This is a genomic window from Staphylococcus marylandisciuri (genome assembly GCF_025519785.1).
Classification (GTDB): Bacteria; Bacillota; Bacilli; order Staphylococcales; family Staphylococcaceae; genus Staphylococcus; species Staphylococcus marylandisciuri.
This window is the reverse complement of the sequence record NZ_JAOPKZ010000016.1, coordinates 19,406-34,862: the sequence shown is the minus strand read 5'-3', so window position 1 is coordinate 34,862 and position 15,457 is coordinate 19,406. Positions and strand designations below refer to the sequence as shown.

Annotated in this window: 18 protein-coding genes; 7 read left to right on the top strand and 11 right to left on the bottom strand. The window is 35.7% G+C overall.

What is annotated here, in order from left to right:
* Positions 1-558, bottom strand: a complete 558-nt coding sequence (locus N9R04_RS09820; protein WP_262856588.1) for a tyrosine-type recombinase/integrase — start codon at positions 556-558, stop codon at positions 1-3.
* A 141-nt stretch (positions 559-699) separates the two neighbouring features.
* Between N9R04_RS09820 and sroA the strand changes: the two genes are divergently transcribed.
* The 5 genes from sroA (at position 700) to sarA (ending at position 4,414) form a co-directional block, all read left to right on the top strand.
* A complete protein-coding gene (gene sroA / locus N9R04_RS09815; RefSeq protein WP_262856587.1) occupies positions 700-897 on the top strand; it encodes a sigS mRNA-stabilizing protein SroA in 198 nt (65 codons plus the stop codon).
* Positions 898-909: 12 nt separating this feature from the next.
* On the top strand, positions 910-1,134 hold the full coding sequence (locus tag N9R04_RS09810; protein WP_262856586.1) for a DUF2922 family protein: 225 nt from the start codon (positions 910-912) through the stop codon (positions 1,132-1,134).
* Between the two features lie 408 nt (positions 1,135-1,542).
* Positions 1,543-2,472, top strand: coding sequence for a DMT family transporter (locus N9R04_RS09805; RefSeq protein WP_262856585.1), 930 nt, complete (start codon positions 1,543-1,545; stop codon positions 2,470-2,472).
* Positions 2,473-2,750: 278 nt separating this feature from the next.
* Positions 2,751-3,683 (top strand): efflux RND transporter periplasmic adaptor subunit, encoded by a 933-nt coding sequence (locus tag N9R04_RS09800; protein ID WP_262856584.1) that lies wholly within the window; start codon positions 2,751-2,753, stop codon positions 3,681-3,683.
* A gap of 356 nt (positions 3,684-4,039) precedes the next feature.
* On the top strand, positions 4,040-4,414 hold the full coding sequence (sarA, locus tag N9R04_RS09795) for a global transcriptional regulator SarA (protein WP_262856582.1): 375 nt from the start codon (positions 4,040-4,042) through the stop codon (positions 4,412-4,414).
* Between the two features lie 474 nt (positions 4,415-4,888).
* Here the strand turns inward: sarA and N9R04_RS09790 are convergent, their stop codons facing one another.
* The 5 genes from N9R04_RS09790 to N9R04_RS09770 form a co-directional block, all read right to left on the bottom strand.
* On the bottom strand, positions 4,889-5,599 hold the full coding sequence (locus N9R04_RS09790) for a hypothetical protein (protein ID WP_262856581.1): 711 nt from the start codon (positions 5,597-5,599) through the stop codon (positions 4,889-4,891).
* A gap of 404 nt (positions 5,600-6,003) precedes the next feature.
* Positions 6,004-6,510, bottom strand: a complete 507-nt coding sequence (locus N9R04_RS09785) for an SA0570 family protein (protein WP_262856580.1) — start codon at positions 6,508-6,510, stop codon at positions 6,004-6,006.
* A gap of 290 nt (positions 6,511-6,800) precedes the next feature.
* Positions 6,801-7,601: an alpha/beta fold hydrolase gene (locus tag N9R04_RS09780; protein ID WP_262856579.1), complete on the bottom strand. Its 801-nt coding sequence runs from the start codon at positions 7,599-7,601 to the stop codon at positions 6,801-6,803.
* Positions 7,602-7,607: 6 nt separating this feature from the next.
* Positions 7,608-8,300 (bottom strand): HAD family hydrolase, encoded by a 693-nt coding sequence (locus N9R04_RS09775; protein WP_262856578.1) that lies wholly within the window; start codon positions 8,298-8,300, stop codon positions 7,608-7,610.
* Positions 8,301-8,445: 145 nt separating this feature from the next.
* Positions 8,446-9,405, bottom strand: coding sequence for a FecCD family ABC transporter permease (locus tag N9R04_RS09770; protein ID WP_262856577.1), 960 nt, complete (start codon positions 9,403-9,405; stop codon positions 8,446-8,448).
* Between the two features lie 215 nt (positions 9,406-9,620).
* On the opposite strand from N9R04_RS09770, the gene N9R04_RS09765 reads away from it, so the two are divergent.
* Positions 9,621-9,965 (top strand): hypothetical protein, encoded by a 345-nt coding sequence (locus N9R04_RS09765; protein WP_262856576.1) that lies wholly within the window; start codon positions 9,621-9,623, stop codon positions 9,963-9,965.
* Between the two features lie 22 nt (positions 9,966-9,987).
* Complete coding sequence (locus tag N9R04_RS09760) at positions 9,988-10,158, top strand: helix-turn-helix transcriptional regulator (RefSeq protein ID WP_306439864.1); 171 nt, start codon at positions 9,988-9,990, stop codon at positions 10,156-10,158.
* A gap of 618 nt (positions 10,159-10,776) precedes the next feature.
* Here N9R04_RS09760 and N9R04_RS09755 read toward each other — a convergent pair.
* The 5 genes from N9R04_RS09755 to N9R04_RS09735 all read right to left on the bottom strand — a co-directional run bounded on the left by N9R04_RS09755 (position 10,777) and on the right by N9R04_RS09735 (position 15,348).
* Positions 10,777-11,661: an ABC transporter substrate-binding protein gene (locus N9R04_RS09755; protein ID WP_262856573.1), complete on the bottom strand. Its 885-nt coding sequence runs from the start codon at positions 11,659-11,661 to the stop codon at positions 10,777-10,779.
* A gap of 62 nt (positions 11,662-11,723) precedes the next feature.
* Positions 11,724-12,359 carry an endonuclease III domain-containing protein gene (locus tag N9R04_RS09750; protein WP_262856572.1) on the bottom strand — a complete coding sequence of 212 codons (636 nt, stop codon included), beginning with the start codon at positions 12,357-12,359 and terminating at the stop codon, positions 11,724-11,726.
* 242 nt (positions 12,360-12,601) lie between these two features.
* Positions 12,602-14,263, bottom strand: coding sequence for an arginine--tRNA ligase (gene argS, locus N9R04_RS09745; protein WP_262856571.1), 1,662 nt, complete (start codon positions 14,261-14,263; stop codon positions 12,602-12,604).
* Positions 14,264-14,677 carry a YwiB family protein gene (locus tag N9R04_RS09740; protein ID WP_262856570.1) on the bottom strand — a complete coding sequence of 138 codons (414 nt, stop codon included), beginning with the start codon at positions 14,675-14,677 and terminating at the stop codon, positions 14,264-14,266.
* A gap of 155 nt (positions 14,678-14,832) precedes the next feature.
* The gene (locus tag N9R04_RS09735; RefSeq protein WP_262856569.1) at positions 14,833-15,348 is read right to left on the bottom strand and encodes a YwhD family protein; all 516 of its coding nucleotides are present in this window, start codon (positions 15,346-15,348) and stop codon (positions 14,833-14,835) included.
* Positions 15,349-15,457 lie beyond the last annotated feature (109 nt).

The window sequence follows — 15,457 nt, the reverse complement described above, 5'->3', positions numbered from 1 at the left end:
CTAGGGTTGGAGGTTGAGAGCAATTGTTGTTTTGCTCGTTTTCTTTGAAATACCTATAAATTTCATCGTTTCAAATGTTGTTTGATGTCCTAAATATTTTTGTATGATTGATATAGATATTCCCGATTGATAGGCATGGTATGCAAAAGTTTTACGTAATGTAGTGAGACCAATATGGTGCATACCGAGCTTCGTCGCTGCAGCATGAACGATTCTATATGCTTGCTGTCTAGATAAACCTTTATGCGTACGGTTAGATTGAAATAACAAATCTGACTCGTCCATATTAGCCTCTTGAATATAATGCTTTAATTCCTCTCTTAATCTCTCAGGTAGAATAATATGTATTTGTTCTGCTAAACCTTCTACCCAATAAGTTTTCACTTCGCCGTTAGGATTGAGCACATCGCCTACACGCATGTTCAATAGTTCTGATAGCTTAACACCTGTGTGAATTGCAAACTTAAATAACAGATAGTCTCTTTCAGACTTTTTTCTTAAAACCTCATACATAGCTTGGATTGATTCTAAATCTCGAATTGGATCAACTTGATTCATTTACAGCACCTCCTATCATGTTTCATATATAATGATAAACCATGTTTAAGTTACATAAAAGATTTTCGCACTTTTTTTCACAAAATTTTTACCCTTTTTTATATAGTTAGACGATATATAAAGTGAAGGGAGGTGAGACTCATGAACACTATTACAGTAAGTTTGGTAAAAGTTACACATAACGCAGAAGGAAAAGCCGTCACTACACGTCGTCGATTTAATAATCTTAATCAATCGGCCACGCAGCAACAAATTAAAGAATTTAGTGCAATCATCGAACAACTTACAGGAGAAAAATATGATTCGATTGAGTTAACAACAACTTCAAATGTGTATTAAGGAGGAAAAAAGATGACAGAAACATTAGAATTAGTATTTTATGACGAAACAGACAAATTATGTAAATTCGCACTCAATGACGTTACATCACAACTGTCAGAGCCAAAACTACGTGATATAATGAAACGCTTGCTAGAGCTAGATATTTTAAGACCGGGCAAGAAGATTCCTAAGAAGGTACATTCAGCTCAAATTATTAGTAGAACTACACGTCCAATCTTTAACGATAATAAATGATATATAGTTTAAGTTAACCCCTTGATCATCATAGCGATTGAAAGTGAGACAGAAACCTAAATTCGTTGTCTCACTTTCTCTTTGTCGTTGATCTGCTTACGCAAAATGCCTTATCTAAATGAAAATATAAATCCGCACGGAGGAGCCAATAAATGCTAAGCTGTTTAAAGATGTAGCTTTATAGCAAATCAATTAGAGTTATGATAAAGTTAACACTATTGTTAATCAAGAGAGAATCATTAGTTTACTTATTACGTTCAACTCAAGCTTCAAGTAAGGAAAGTTTAGCAGATTAAATGTCGAGAAGACTATGTTTCAATAATTATCCCTTCTCTCAAAGAAATAGACTAACGAAACATTTTCATAGCTACTCCTTATCAACCCATCATTATTAGAAAGTAGGATCATATGTTTTTATTGCTCATTTTAGGTGTTATTGCAGGAATGGTTGTTCCTTTCCAAACCTCTATAAATTCACGTTTAAGTTTATATACGCAGTCATCGTTCTACGCTTCTACTATCTCGTTTTTCACTGGAACGCTATTTCTCATATTACTTAATCTCATTCTTAATCCAACCCTTTTCGTTCCTTCTCATTATGCACACACTCACTTCAGTTTCTATTGGTTCGTAGGAGGACTCTTAGGAGTTATATTCTTAACTGGAAATCTACTCCTGTTGCCGCGGGTAGGCGCATCACTTACAGTTGTGATGTCTGTGACAGGACAAATAATCATGAGCGTTGCCATTGATACGTTTGGTTGGCTTGGCGCAGATAAAGAATCCTTCACCCTTATCAAATTAGTAGGGATCGTATTCCTATTATGTGGAATCGTGTTGATGAACTACGTCAAACAGTTGCCTAGAAATCATTCACGACCCTGGTCTTTCTACATCTGGTTATTTATAGGGTTTATCTTTGGCTTTGGTCCCCCATTACAAACGACTATCAATAGCACGCTTGGGCAAGCTATACATTCGTCTTTCTTTGCCTCACTAATTTCGTTCACTGTGGGTACAATAACATTATTTATACTCACTCTAATATTCCATAGACGTTTAAAAGTAGATGCTCATCACGATCAATTAGGCCCACTCAAACCGTTATACTTTATCGGAGGAATCCTTGGCGTGATCTTTGTTACTATGAATATCATACTCATGCCCTATTTAGGCGCCGCAGTAACGACAATAATCGGGATGTTAGGTCAAATGCTCATGGGTGTTATTATTGATCACTTCGGTCTACTCGGTACAGCACCAAATAAAGTAACTCTAAGAAAAGTTACAGGCATTATCGCTATTATCGTTGGCATTATGTTATTGCGTTTATTTTAAAAATTATAAAACTACAGCGTTTGTTTTATATCTTCAGTCCCATATAGAAGGGGTAGAGACCTAAAGTTTCTGTACTCTATGAAAACGGCACGGCGTCTCACAAGCAGCATTGTCGGCAGAAACTCGCACGATTGGGGAGCAGGACAGAAATCTTTTTATTCAAATTAGATTTCTGCCCCGCTCCCATTTTTTATATTATTGTTAAATTATATTATTTTACACACAATCTTTATTGTTTATAGTATAATGAGTTCACATCAATACTAAGAGGTGACCCCATGACTAAAAAGATTATACTCATCGCTTCTAGCGCCCTTTTACTCCTACTCGCTTACGTAGCAGCCTATTTTATTATGATCGACAAAGATCCAACGGCCCAAGCTTCCATAGAAACTTTAACAATCAAAACCACAGAGCCTCTCAAAGTTACTGGCAGACAAGAACCTATGCAAACTTCAACTCTTAAATTCGACGACTCAAAAGGAATCATCCATGATTGGTTTATTAATAACCATACGAAAGTTAAAGCTGGAGATAAGCTTTATGAATACTATAATCCTTCGGTGGAACAACAAATCGTCGCTAGACAAAGAAAACTCTCTAAATTAAATCACTTCCCTAGCTCTAAAGAAAAACTTAATGATACTAAAGATACGATTCTATCATTACAACATGAAATAGATGAGTTACAAGATCAGTTACGCACTCCTGTTACAGCACCAATTGATGGCAAAGTCCTTATTTCTAACGAACATCCTTCCAAACCGAAAGAGAACGTATTGGCTATATATTCAGATAAAAGAGTAATTAGAGCCTCTCTAGACGAAACACAACTCCCTCTAATCAACAAACACTCGTCCCTCATTGTAAAAGATAATAATCTCAATAAATTTACTAGTAAAGTAACCGATATCAGTTACATCCCCACAAATTACAATAAACAAAACTCAACCTCTACTTATGATATTCAATTAACCACAGACAATAAATATCCCATAGGAACTCATTTTAAAATCGAAATCCCTACTAATCTGATAAAAATTCCAAGAACTGCCTTATACAATGATCACTCAGTTTTAGTTAAACGTAAAAACCGCTTCATTGAGCGAAAAATTAAATATAATAAAACCGATGAGAAAAATAAAATAATTGTTACAGAAGGTTTAAATATTAATGAAAAGATAGCCAAAAACACTAAAGATGTGTCATAATAAATAAAAAGGTGTTCTTTTAGTTTATTTTTCATTTAAATTTAGTACTTCCTTGTTAATTATTTATCTAGTAATGAAAGTAAGAAAGTATTTAATTAAATAATTTTTCTTAATATTACATTGTTTAAAAAGGAATTTAAAGGGAAAAACCTATTGTGTTTCACATATAGATTTTTGTTTACTTTCTAAATTTATTTAGTTATAATAAATTAAATAATAGTGTAGACAATATATGTTCCTAATATTATGTGATACTTTATACGGATGTTATTTTGCTATTATTCACTTATCAAGTATTATTACAACACAACATATATTATCATACCTAATGGGCAGGCAAATGAGGAGGAATCAACATGGCAGTTAGTAAAATTAATGATTGTTTTGAGCTTTTAGCGATGGTAACTTACGCAGATAGACTTAAAGGAATTATCAAGCGTGAATTTTCAGTTAGTTTTGAAGAATTTGCTGTACTCACTTATATCAGTGAACACGAAAGTGAAGAGTACTATCTTAAAGATATCATTAATCACTTAAATTATAAACAACCTCAAGTGGTAAAAGCTGTTAAGAATTTAGCTCAAGAAGATTACTTTGATAAGAAACGTAACGAACACGATGAGAGAACAGTACTTATCTTAGTGAATTCTAAACAACGTGAAAAAACTAATGAATTATTATCTCGCGTAAACAATCGCATTCAAGAAGCTAACGATCAAAATGAAGTTTAATTTCATACTATTATAAATACAAATAAAATCATCAATTTATCGTGACGATAAATTGATGATTTTTTATCGCAATATTCCCGCTATATCAAATATTTACTATCAAAACTGAGACGGTTGCAGTCTGTGAAACATGAGCTCGAAACTAAAGCGTTAAGGATTTGAGCAGGCGGCCCCCAACAAAGAGAAACCGGGACATAATGTAATGTCTCAACCTCTTTCAGCATCTTGGCAGTAGATGACTGATTTGAAAATGCGCTTGTATCAAGCTTTTTCAATTCTAGTCATCCTTGCCGGGGCGGGACTACGAATTCTTTTTATTCAAACTAGATTTCTGTCCCGCTCCCGAATCGTAAGCGTTCCTGTCGACAATGCTGCTTGTGGGACTCCATTAAGCGGTTTCAGAGAACATTGAAACGTTATATCTCAACCTCTTTGTGTTGCACAGACGAGGCCTCCTCTTCTCAGTCTTATAGATTATTTACGCGAAGAGACACGAATCGTGTAATAAATAATCACAATTAATAGTAAAAACCAAATAATAATTGAACCAAACTGAGCAAATAAGGCGTTTTGAATCATAGCATCGATAGTCTTTTGACACAATAGCAATCCAATACCAGTAAATTCTAATCTACGATAATAAACACCGAAGATACTAAACAATATGCCGACATAAAAGATAAACTGATGACCATAACGTGTAACAACATAAATATTAAAGTCAAAGTGAAAGGCATGTAAGAATACTAAAGCAATGGCAACTACGCCTATCAGTAGTCCGATATACCTTTCAACCTTATTGCTATATAAATAATTTTTTCTAACTATGCTGCCATAGATGATGATTGAGAGGGGCAAGACAACTAAACAGTAAAATAAAGTGATCCCTGATGCTGCTTGGAAGGGCACGTATTGTTTATCGTATAAAAATGAAATAAGAATAAAGTTTAAAATAAAGAATATAACTGGATTTAATTGTAGAGTAAATAAATTACGTTGTATGACTAATATAATTTCTGCTGGAGATTTTCCTCGATAATCTATATAGTCTTTATCTACTGCTTCAGATTTATTAAAGTCTCTTTTAATCTTAAGTTTTATGTCATCAATTAAATTAGGTGACAAACCTTTATGAGTGAAGTAATCATTAATATTTTCTACAAGAACTTTGTCATTAGCTCGCATAACTTACTCCTTTAATTTATCTCTTACCTGTAATATTCTAAAGAGATGGCTGTTGTACAATCTTCTCATAATCGATCAAAGCTGCGAGAAGTTTTAATCATTTCAAGCAACTATAGATAATTTAATGAAAGCTAGTCGTGCAATTTATTACTCCCCTACTATAACACACTCAATTGTACTACAGAACTGCCTTTTTCTTTTTTAGCGCACGGGCTTAGGCAAACGATGAGGCGAAAGACATAAATAAAAGAAGTGGGAGCGGGACAGAAATCTAATTGGAATAAAAAGATTTCGTAGTCCCGCTCCCACTTATATTGTGATAACAGTGTATCAAACTCAACAACTAATTTATACTAATTACCTTATAGGAAGATTCTTAATTATCGATCGCTAAATTGTAACAATTATTCACCTATATCGATGCGATAAAGCCTTATATTCTTATCGCTCGGTGATTGTGAACTGAATTGGTAAGACGCATTGTCGTTTTGAATATAACCAAAGTTGCCAGTCACCTTATTGTAATGTGCGCGAGCTGAAGCATCTTTGCCTACACTTTCTTTGACTGCTTTATAAGATGGTCCATCAGTATCGTTGTAACTCATTGATACTCTTTTAATGTGACCTTTATCTTTTTTACCATCTGTAGTCACAACAAGCACACCATCTTTTTTATGAAACTCATAAATATGTTCCTTACCATCTGCACTCTTAGAGTATATAGGACTCTTATTTTCTTTTAACACAGTTTGAATAGAATCGCCTAAAGTAGCACCTTCAAGTGTCGTTTCACCATGTTCAATTTGTTTCACATTATCCATAGAGTTACCTGACGCTGCTTGTGCATTCACTGAGGAAACAGATGAAAATGCTAATCCAGTAACTAAAGTCGCTGCAATCAGTTTTTTCATAAGCACTCTCCTTTATTAGATAATATCTATCGTGTGCTTATTTTGAGTTTACCACAAATATTACTAAATTAACAATGATATTACAAAATGTTTACACTTAATTGTAATCTTAGCGACATTACTGCCATTTTTAATAATAAAACCAGTTAAGCGGTACACAATTACTGTTATAATTCACGCCTTATGAACATAATGTATTGCTAAACTTTTTAATTATCATTATAGCAACTTCACGTATACACTCTACGCCATTGACTACGTCACTCTTCAGACCGCATTGGGTTAACACCTTAATTGACAAGCTCAGATTCATGGGCTTGGATGAATTTTAATGCAATCTTCAGAAACTGGTCTTTCTCTTCAGCAAACGGATATAAACCAGACTTCTCAAAAACTTCAAATTGAGCGTTTGGTAGGTAGTCAGCCACTTCTTTCGCCTCCACAATCGTTGTGCGTTCCCCATGTTGCCCAGCAATGACCAAAGTAGGCGTCGTAATCTTAGCTAAATAGTGACGCATATTAGTGTTTATAAAGGAATTTCTTACGGCTTTATTTTCACTCTCAGTATTTAGACTATTTGTGTCACTAATTTGTTTAGCAAACTTTTTGCCTTCTTTCTTAGAATAATATAAATGTTTATCTAAGAATTTCTCTCGTTTATCTTCATCCCAATTCCGAATTTTAAAAGCGTAATGGCGGTATAAACGCTCTGATGGAAGGTCATCTTCTAATATAGTGGGATTAACTAAATTCAGAGAAGTCACTGTTTCTGGATATTCAGCAGCAAACGCTACAGCTACCGAACCTCCTAACTCATGGCCTATAATCGCACACTCATCAATATAAAGTTTATCTAGCAATGCTTTAATATCAGGAATATAGTCCTCAAAACGGATAGAAGTTAGTCTATCTGAGTAGCCATGTCCCCTTAAATCCATCAGCACAACTTGATAGTCTTTCTGCAATCTTTTTTCTAGCTCATTAAAGACTGTAAAGTTGTCAAAAGCAGTATGTAAAAGCAATATCGCATTACCTTCACCACTCGTTCTGTAATTAATTGTTACATCATCATGCGTCTTGAATAATTCCATAATACATTATCCTTTCTCTTCAATAGATAAAATACTTAATAATTCTTCTAGAGTAGTAATTGTATAATCTACTTCCTCAGGCAGTGGTTCGAGCTCAGCATCCTCTTCTTTAAACCATACACTCACCATGCCCATCGCACGTGCAGGCGCTACATCGTTTAACGCATCATCTCCAACATACATCGTCTCTTCTGGTTCTGTCCCTAATTGATCTAACATATCTTCAAAGATTTTGGGATGCGGCTTACGAAATCCAACTGTTTGGGAGGTAGATAAATAATTAATCACATGCTCTATACCCAATGCATGTAAGCGGTATGCTTTAATCTTTGATTTACCATTCGCGATGACGCCTGTCAGATAATCCTTCTCAGCTAAACGTTCAAGCGTATACAGAGTGTCGTAATAAGGAAACACGTAACGATAGAAATGCATCTCGAAATCATGGAATAAGTCTTTCCAACTTAAACGATCTATATGAAAGTCTTTAATTATCGCCTTGTATAATTCTGGTTTATCATGATCTTCATCATCATCAAGCGCTATAAATTTATTCTTAAAGTCAGCGAGCTGAACTCGAACGAAATAATCATGAAAGCGTTCGTATTGCTCTTCTATAAATTTATCGCGTGACTTGCGCCGGTCTAACAATGTGCCTTCCAAGTCAAACACAACAGCTTTAATCTTAGTTAAATCCATAAGTACTACCTTCCTCTTTTCAAAGTTGAATAGATGGGCATTATCTCTTTAATCCTACTATAACATGGTTTGGTAATGGATTTTTTAAAATGAGTGAAGAATTTTAGATAACCATTACAACCCTATATTGTTCTCTCATCCTCTGCTAAACACGATATCGATTAGATCTTTCGCTGACAATCATAAGGTAGAAGAGCACCGGAATACTAAACAACGCTAGAATAATACTAGCTGGTATTTGAACAGGATAGATCACCGTTGTTCCGAGCCAATCTGCCAGTACCATCACACTGCCGCCTACGAGTAAATTAAGTACTATTTGAAATCCGAGCGAACTCTGAGTATAAAAACGTCGTATGAGCTGAGGGACCACCATTCCTATAAAGCCGATAATACCGACATAAGCCACTATAACTGCAGTAATAATTGAAGCGATAATAAGGGTCAAATATGTTACTCGTTTTACCTTTAAGCCAAGTGAAATAGCGTGTCTATCATCAAGTTGTAGCAGCTTAAGTTGAGGCAACAATAGACGCACCATAGTAATTCCTAATATAAGCACAACACCTATATAGCTCACTTTAGTGTATTCAGCTTGAGAGAATCCGCCGAACATGTAATTGACTATATTGCTCGTTTTAGTTTCATTTAAAATGACCACGATATATAGAAAAGCATTAAACAACGCGCCAATCATAATACCGGCTAGAATAAGTATTCTATTAGGGTGACCATATGTTATTAATCGCGTAAGTAATAAGACAAGTACTAAGGTAAGCAAACTACTAGTCATTGAAAATATAGGGATAAATATAAAGCTTACACCTACTGCAACTGCTAGGCCTGAACCGAAAGTGGCACCGCTCGCTAAACCTAAAGTAAAACTATCAGCTAGTGGATTGTTAAGTAATATTTGAAAGAGTTGACCAGCAAGGGTTAAACCCATGCCAGCAAGCATTGCTTCAGCAACTTTAGGTACGCGCACTTGCCAGAGAATCGTACGAGTTAAAGTATCATGTAATCCCCCGATGTCCCAGAAGAGGCTTAAAGCGATACTTATTAAAAGTACGAAACACCAAATGATGATCGATCGTAATCTCCGCATCTAGTATACCTCCAAACTTGTAGTAAAAGCGATATGCTATCGAAGTGATGGACGTTATATTCTATGACTTATCGCTAATTGTAAAGGATCCCAAGAGGAAAGTGAATGAGAATGAAAAAATTAGAATGATAAACATGTAAAACCCTTTTGACATATCTAAGTAGTATATGTTAGCTTAACTGTGTCAAATTCATTTGACTTGAGGAGGTAACTCTATGGAGATAATAAGCTTAATTATCATTTTCTGTTTCTCAGTTTTCTTAACTGTTCTAATGAATAAGTATCTTCCTTCGAACGTTTCAGATGTTAAGACAAAGTACAATCCTTTAGACGAAAGACAACAACATATGTTCACTGAAATGTTAGCTAAAAGTTTTGTTACACTCGTCTATGCATTTATGCTTCTTACCATATTGAATCTATTTGATCTACACCATAGAGCCGGCCCGTTGAAAAGCTTTGCCACTCATCACTTGGAACTCGTCTTTTTAATATGTGCTCTCGTTTCCTTTATCGGAAGCTTTATCTCAACTAAGCGAAAGTATACTATCAAGGATTGATATCGTGCGTAACAAACTCAAAATGTATCGAACAAAAGAGGGAATTTCACAAGAAAAATTAAGCAAAAAGGTAAATGTTTCCCGCCAGACTATTAACGCTATTGAGAATAATAAATATGATCCAACGCTTTCACTAGCATTTAAACTCGCTAAAGTATTTAATATCACCGTCGATGAGCTTTTTACATCCTAAGTAGTAAACTCAAGCACGGTTTTATCTCCAAAAATAAAATGACCCCGCATAGCAAAAGCAATGATATGATAAATCATCCTAGATAACTACTTCACTTGATGACTATGCTGGGTCTTGACTACAAATCGATCTAACGCTTACGCTGCTGAGATAGAATTACTCCCCTCCATTTAATCATTGAAACTGATATGAAGGCGCAGTAAACGACTAGGTTAGAATTCGAGTCAACCTTTATTGGTGTTGCTTTGAAAGTTGCTGAGATGGTTTTTGCTCTCCTAATGCGATAGAAAAAGCACTTAGGCAAGCTCAAATAGAGTACTAGCAAATTGTGGCAAATTCACACTTATTTCCTTTTAGTTATAAGCAGAGTATAATGTCCCTATCGCATGAGGTTGAGACATAAGGTTTCTGTGTTCTCTGAAACCGCTTAATGGAGTCCCACAAGCAGCATTGTCGACAGCAACGCTCACGATTCGGGAGCGGGACAGAAATCTAATTTGAATAAAAAGATTTCGTGGTCCCGCCCCGGCAAAGATGCTGAAAAAGGCTGAGACATTACATTATGTCCCAGCCTCATGTCCCGATTCTGATCAATTCTTTACGCGCCTATCTCCGACCTCATTGATATAGTGCATCTCTTAATTCTTTAAGTCCTTCATCAATGCGAGGTCCCGGTCGTGAAATTTGGTCGCCGTTAACAGACTGCACGTTGCCCTCTTTGACCGCAGTAGTTTTATCCATACCTCCTTGTTTATCGATCATTTTACGAAAGTCCTTATTAGATTGACCTGTTGTGCCAACTATGATATCTGGATTTTGACGTATGATCTGTTCCTTGCTCACTTTTTGCCAACCCTTTAAATCACTAAAACAATTTTGTGCATGTAACTTTTTCAACATATCATTGAAGAATGTATGCTTGCCTGCTGTATATATTTCAGGTTCAGATGAAACCTCCATGAACACACGTTGCTCTTTCTTATGCTCCGGCACTGAAGCTACTACCTTATGTATCTTTTTCTTAGTAGTTGTCACTAATTCTTCTGCCTGTTTATCTTTACCAGTTACTCGACCTACTTGTTTAAAGGAGTCATACATCTGTTGTATAGATTGGGCATCTTTGACGTAGACGACTTTGACTCCACTTTTCTTCAAAGAATCTAATGTCTCTTTATTAGAAGTCTGTTGTGATTCATGAGCGAGGATTAAATCCGGTTTCGCTTTAAGTAGTGCTTCTTTATTTAACTTCATTGAATCAAACTTCTTCTTATGTTTGACTGCTTTAGGATAATCATCTGCCGTCGACACGCCGATTACATCTTTGCCCAAACCTAATCGATACAGTATTTCAGTATTACTTGGCATCAATGAGATAATGCGATGGTATTTAGTTTGGTGATCAGTATGAGAATGAGAAGTGGATTCCTTCGAATGCCCACAAGCGGTTAAGGCAACAATTACCATTCCCACCATTAACACCATCATTAATCTTTTTAACTTCATAGCGTCCCCTCCTAATTTAATTCTTATCATAACAAAATTAAAGTAAGTTGAAAGGTTAATTATTATTCAATAAAATATTCATCTAAAAAAGTATAGCGACGATCTGACTTCACGTTAAAGTAATTTTTCCCGAAATTATCAAGTAATGCGTGAAACTCATTAGCATCTTGATTTGTAAAGTAACCCGGTAACCGAATCTGTCTTTTAAGTTGGCTATAAGTGTTGGTATCTTTATATCCAAGCTTTTGATAAATGCGGCGCGTATAGCTATCTGGGATAAACTCAATTTCTTCGAATATGTACACTAGTAATACATCTGCTGTTTCCTCTCCAATCCCCCTTAAAGATAATAGTTGCTTACGGAGACTGTCACCGAACTTAGACTTAATCACTTCGTAATTGTAATCGTACATTTCTAACCATTGAAAGATACCGTGAATAGCGCGTCCCTTATTCTTATAGAAACCACTCGAACGTATATATTCCTGCAACAACTCAAGAGGCAACTCCGAAATGCGCTGAGGATCTAAATTAGTTTCTTGCTGTAATCGTTCTATGGCATATTCAGCATTTCTCCAATTTGTATTTTGAACCAGAATAGCTCCAATAATTATTTCTATCTTGCTGTCTGCCGGCCACCAATATTGCGGTCCCATGTGATGATATAACAATTGATACAGTTCTTCTGTGGTTAACATGAGCCTTCCTCCATTATCGCTTTTATCACAGACTTAATTACTCAAATCTCTGACTATACTAACGCTCTTCTTGATGCTAAACTCGTCACTCATAGCTACACATCTATTTTGAAAAGTATAAAATAAGACGCTAATCTAGCCAAGAATATCAAAGTATATTTCATCTTGACTAAATAGCGCTTAAATTGAAATTACTATTAGAACCTTGTTGAATATTTAACCCATAACGAGCTGAAAGACTATTACATTTCTTCTGGCGCTGTAACACCAACAAGATGTAAAGCATTAGCTAAAGTAATCTTAACCGCTTTACATAAAGAGACGTAAGCTTCTGTCTGGGATTGATCCTCTGTCAATACTTTTTGTGCGTTATAGAATTTATGGAAATGAGCGGCTAGATCTTGTATATAGTTAGTGATACGGTGTGGCGCTCTATGTTCGGCTGCACTTTGAATTGTAGGTTCGAATTCTGCCACTTTTTTCAATAAGTCTATCGCTTTCTCGTTCTTAATAGTTGAAAAGTCAGCGTTCGTAGATGGTTGAATATCGCGAGCTTCTGCTTGATCTAATATAGAGCTGATTCGTGCATGTGCGTATTGAGCATAATATACAGGATTATCTTGCGATTGTTCTTTAGCGAGTTCCATGTCGAAATCAAAATGAGTATCGGGACTGCGCATAGTCAAGAAGTAACGAGCAGCGTCCCTTCCTACTTCATCCATGATATCGCGTAAAGTAATCGCATTGCCCGTACGTTTACTCATCTTCACTTCCTCGCCATCTTGCATAAGTCGTACCAACTGCATAATTTGGATTTCTAACCGATCACTATCTACCCCAAATGTCTCCATTGATGCTTTAAGACGATTGATATAACCGTGATGGTCAGCTCCAAATAAATCAATTAGAATATCGTTGCCGCGTTCGATTTTATCATAGTGATAAGCTATATCGGGCAAGAAGTAAGTGTATGTACCATCTTGTTTAATTAGCACACGATCTTTATCATCTTTAAAGTCTGAGGTGCGTAACCAAGTAGCTCCTTCTGCCTCATACGTATATCCTAACTCTCTCATTTTGCTTAATACCGCCCGAATGTCATCTTTCTCATAAAGAGACGTTTCACTGAACCAATTGTCGAAGTGAATGTTGAATTCTGCTAAATCTGTACGTAGCTTCTCCATTTCATAATCCACGCCTAGCTTTCTCAACATTTTTAATCGTGTTTCATCATCTAAATCTTTAAGTTCAGGTTGCTTCTCAGCTAAATCTTTACCTATTTCTTGAATATCTTTTCCTCGATATCCATCTTTAGGCATCTCATGTGAATGGTCACCTAACGCTTCATAAAAGCGCGTTTCAATAGAACGGGCTAAATTTGTAATTTGGTTACCTGCATCGTTAACATAATATTCACGCGTTACATCATATCCAGCCGCGTCTAAGATGTTAGCTAACGTGTCCCCCACTGCCGCATTACGTGCATGACCAATATGTAAGTCACCTGTTGGATTTGCTGAAACGTATTCTAATAAAATACTTTTCTCTTTAGGTTCTTCTACACGGCCAAATTGTTCGCCTTTATTTAAAGCTTCTGGAATTACTTTAGTTAAATAACTATTATCTAAATAAAAGTTAATAAATCCTGGACCTGCAATATCTATTTCTTTGATGTGCGCACGTGAAGTATTAAGGTTATTAACGATCTCTTGAGCAATTTCACGCGGATTACGTTTAGCGATTTTAGTTAAGACCATCGCAATATTAGTAGAATAATCTCCATTTTTAACGTCTTTCGGGATTTCCACTTTGATATCCGGTATTTCTTCAGCTAATCCAGCTTTGTTAATACTAGTAGATATTTCCTCAATCAGTGTCAGTTTCACTTGATCAATAATATTCATTTATTCTGTCTCCTTATACTGAATTTCAAATTGATATGTCCCCATTTTTTCCTCTGCTTGAAATAACTGATATTGTATTTTAAGTTTCCCACCTGTTGGGTGAACGTAGTGCTTAATAGATTGTGTAGTTACACGTAGAGGGACACGGCCTGCGCTCACATCATATAGCGTCGTCGTCTCTTCACCTTCGATAAAGTGAAGTTTCATATTGATATCACCTTTACGTATAATTTTAACGCTATCCCTGTCGATCTTTACGGTGACATTAACCTGAGCTCGTTCGACATTTTCCTGGTAGCGAATATATTCTGACCCTTTTTTATGCCATGTCCCTTCAGTAGTCGTTTCAAATTTATCTTTATTACCAAATTGTTTAACAACTTGATGTGTTTGGATGTGAACAGTCTTCTCCATCCTCAGTCACCCTTGCTATTTAAAATGTATTGTTTTGAGTAATTAAACTTTGACGGTTGTCTAAATATTGAATTTATCTTCATTCTCTTTGAACTTAAGCCTCATAGTTTCTGCTTTCTAATCTCATACCTAGACCCTCATTTTACAAATGTGCTCTATTCGCTCGACTTAAAAGCCTGATGGAATTCAGTTGGTGAGTTCTCCCACATTTCAGGATTATGTTCTTGTAAGAAAGCTTGTAATATCGCTTTGTTCTCATCACCTATTTGATCGATTACAATTTGGTGTTTCATTGACTTATCCATCATATTGACATGTTCAGGCATGCTTTTATATCCTCGTCGGATACTCTTATTTACCAGCAAGTAACAAGCAGTTAAGCCTGCATAGTAAGGCCCTTGTTCACTGCGTTCAGTTGTAACCCAACACAGCCAATACGATTTAGCTTCGTCTCCTTCAACGGTCTCTTTGTCATTGATCCACTTAACACCTTTTTCAACTTCTGCACGAGCATGCATACCACCAATATCGATAAAGGCTTCTTTATTCTCTTCGTCAATAAAGACGGGCGCCACATTATCTAAGCTAATTGAACCGATATTCGTACCTTTATGACCATCTAAAGGATCATTTTTTATAATATTAAATTTAAAACCTTTTTTATCTGCCATAGGATTGTCACCTCCACTTAGGTTATATGCTTATTTATTCATAGTTTAAAAAGACCTATTCAATTATCATTCCGTAATTAGCGATTCATTGATTTGAACGCTCTATTGC

Coding starts and splice junctions, on each gene's coding strand:
- N9R04_RS09820 (WP_262856588.1), bottom strand. CDS start 558: ATGAATCAAGTTGATCCAATTCGAGATTTAGAATCAATCCAAGCTATG.
- sroA (WP_262856587.1), top strand. CDS start 700: ATGAACACTATTACAGTAAGTTTGGTAAAAGTTACACATAACGCAGAA.
- N9R04_RS09810 (WP_262856586.1), top strand. CDS start 910: ATGACAGAAACATTAGAATTAGTATTTTATGACGAAACAGACAAATTA.
- N9R04_RS09805 (WP_262856585.1), top strand. CDS start 1,543: ATGTTTTTATTGCTCATTTTAGGTGTTATTGCAGGAATGGTTGTTCCT.
- N9R04_RS09800 (WP_262856584.1), top strand. CDS start 2,751: ATGACTAAAAAGATTATACTCATCGCTTCTAGCGCCCTTTTACTCCTA.
- sarA (WP_262856582.1), top strand. CDS start 4,040: ATGGCAGTTAGTAAAATTAATGATTGTTTTGAGCTTTTAGCGATGGTA.
- N9R04_RS09790 (WP_262856581.1), bottom strand. CDS start 5,599: ATGCGAGCTAATGACAAAGTTCTTGTAGAAAATATTAATGATTACTTC.
- N9R04_RS09785 (WP_262856580.1), bottom strand. CDS start 6,510: ATGAAAAAACTGATTGCAGCGACTTTAGTTACTGGATTAGCATTTTCA.
- N9R04_RS09780 (WP_262856579.1), bottom strand. CDS start 7,601: ATGGAATTATTCAAGACGCATGATGATGTAACAATTAATTACAGAACG.
- N9R04_RS09775 (WP_262856578.1), bottom strand. CDS start 8,300: ATGGATTTAACTAAGATTAAAGCTGTTGTGTTTGACTTGGAAGGCACA.
- N9R04_RS09770 (WP_262856577.1), bottom strand. CDS start 9,405: ATGCGGAGATTACGATCGATCATCATTTGGTGTTTCGTACTTTTAATA.
- N9R04_RS09765 (WP_262856576.1), top strand. CDS start 9,621: ATGGAGATAATAAGCTTAATTATCATTTTCTGTTTCTCAGTTTTCTTA.
- N9R04_RS09760 (WP_306439864.1), top strand. CDS start 9,988: ATGTATCGAACAAAAGAGGGAATTTCACAAGAAAAATTAAGCAAAAAG.
- N9R04_RS09755 (WP_262856573.1), bottom strand. CDS start 11,661: ATGAAGTTAAAAAGATTAATGATGGTGTTAATGGTGGGAATGGTAATT.
- N9R04_RS09750 (WP_262856572.1), bottom strand. CDS start 12,359: ATGTTAACCACAGAAGAACTGTATCAATTGTTATATCATCACATGGGA.
- argS (WP_262856571.1), bottom strand. CDS start 14,263: ATGAATATTATTGATCAAGTGAAACTGACACTGATTGAGGAAATATCT.
- N9R04_RS09740 (WP_262856570.1), bottom strand. CDS start 14,677: ATGGAGAAGACTGTTCACATCCAAACACATCAAGTTGTTAAACAATTT.
- N9R04_RS09735 (WP_262856569.1), bottom strand. CDS start 15,348: ATGGCAGATAAAAAAGGTTTTAAATTTAATATTATAAAAAATGATCCT.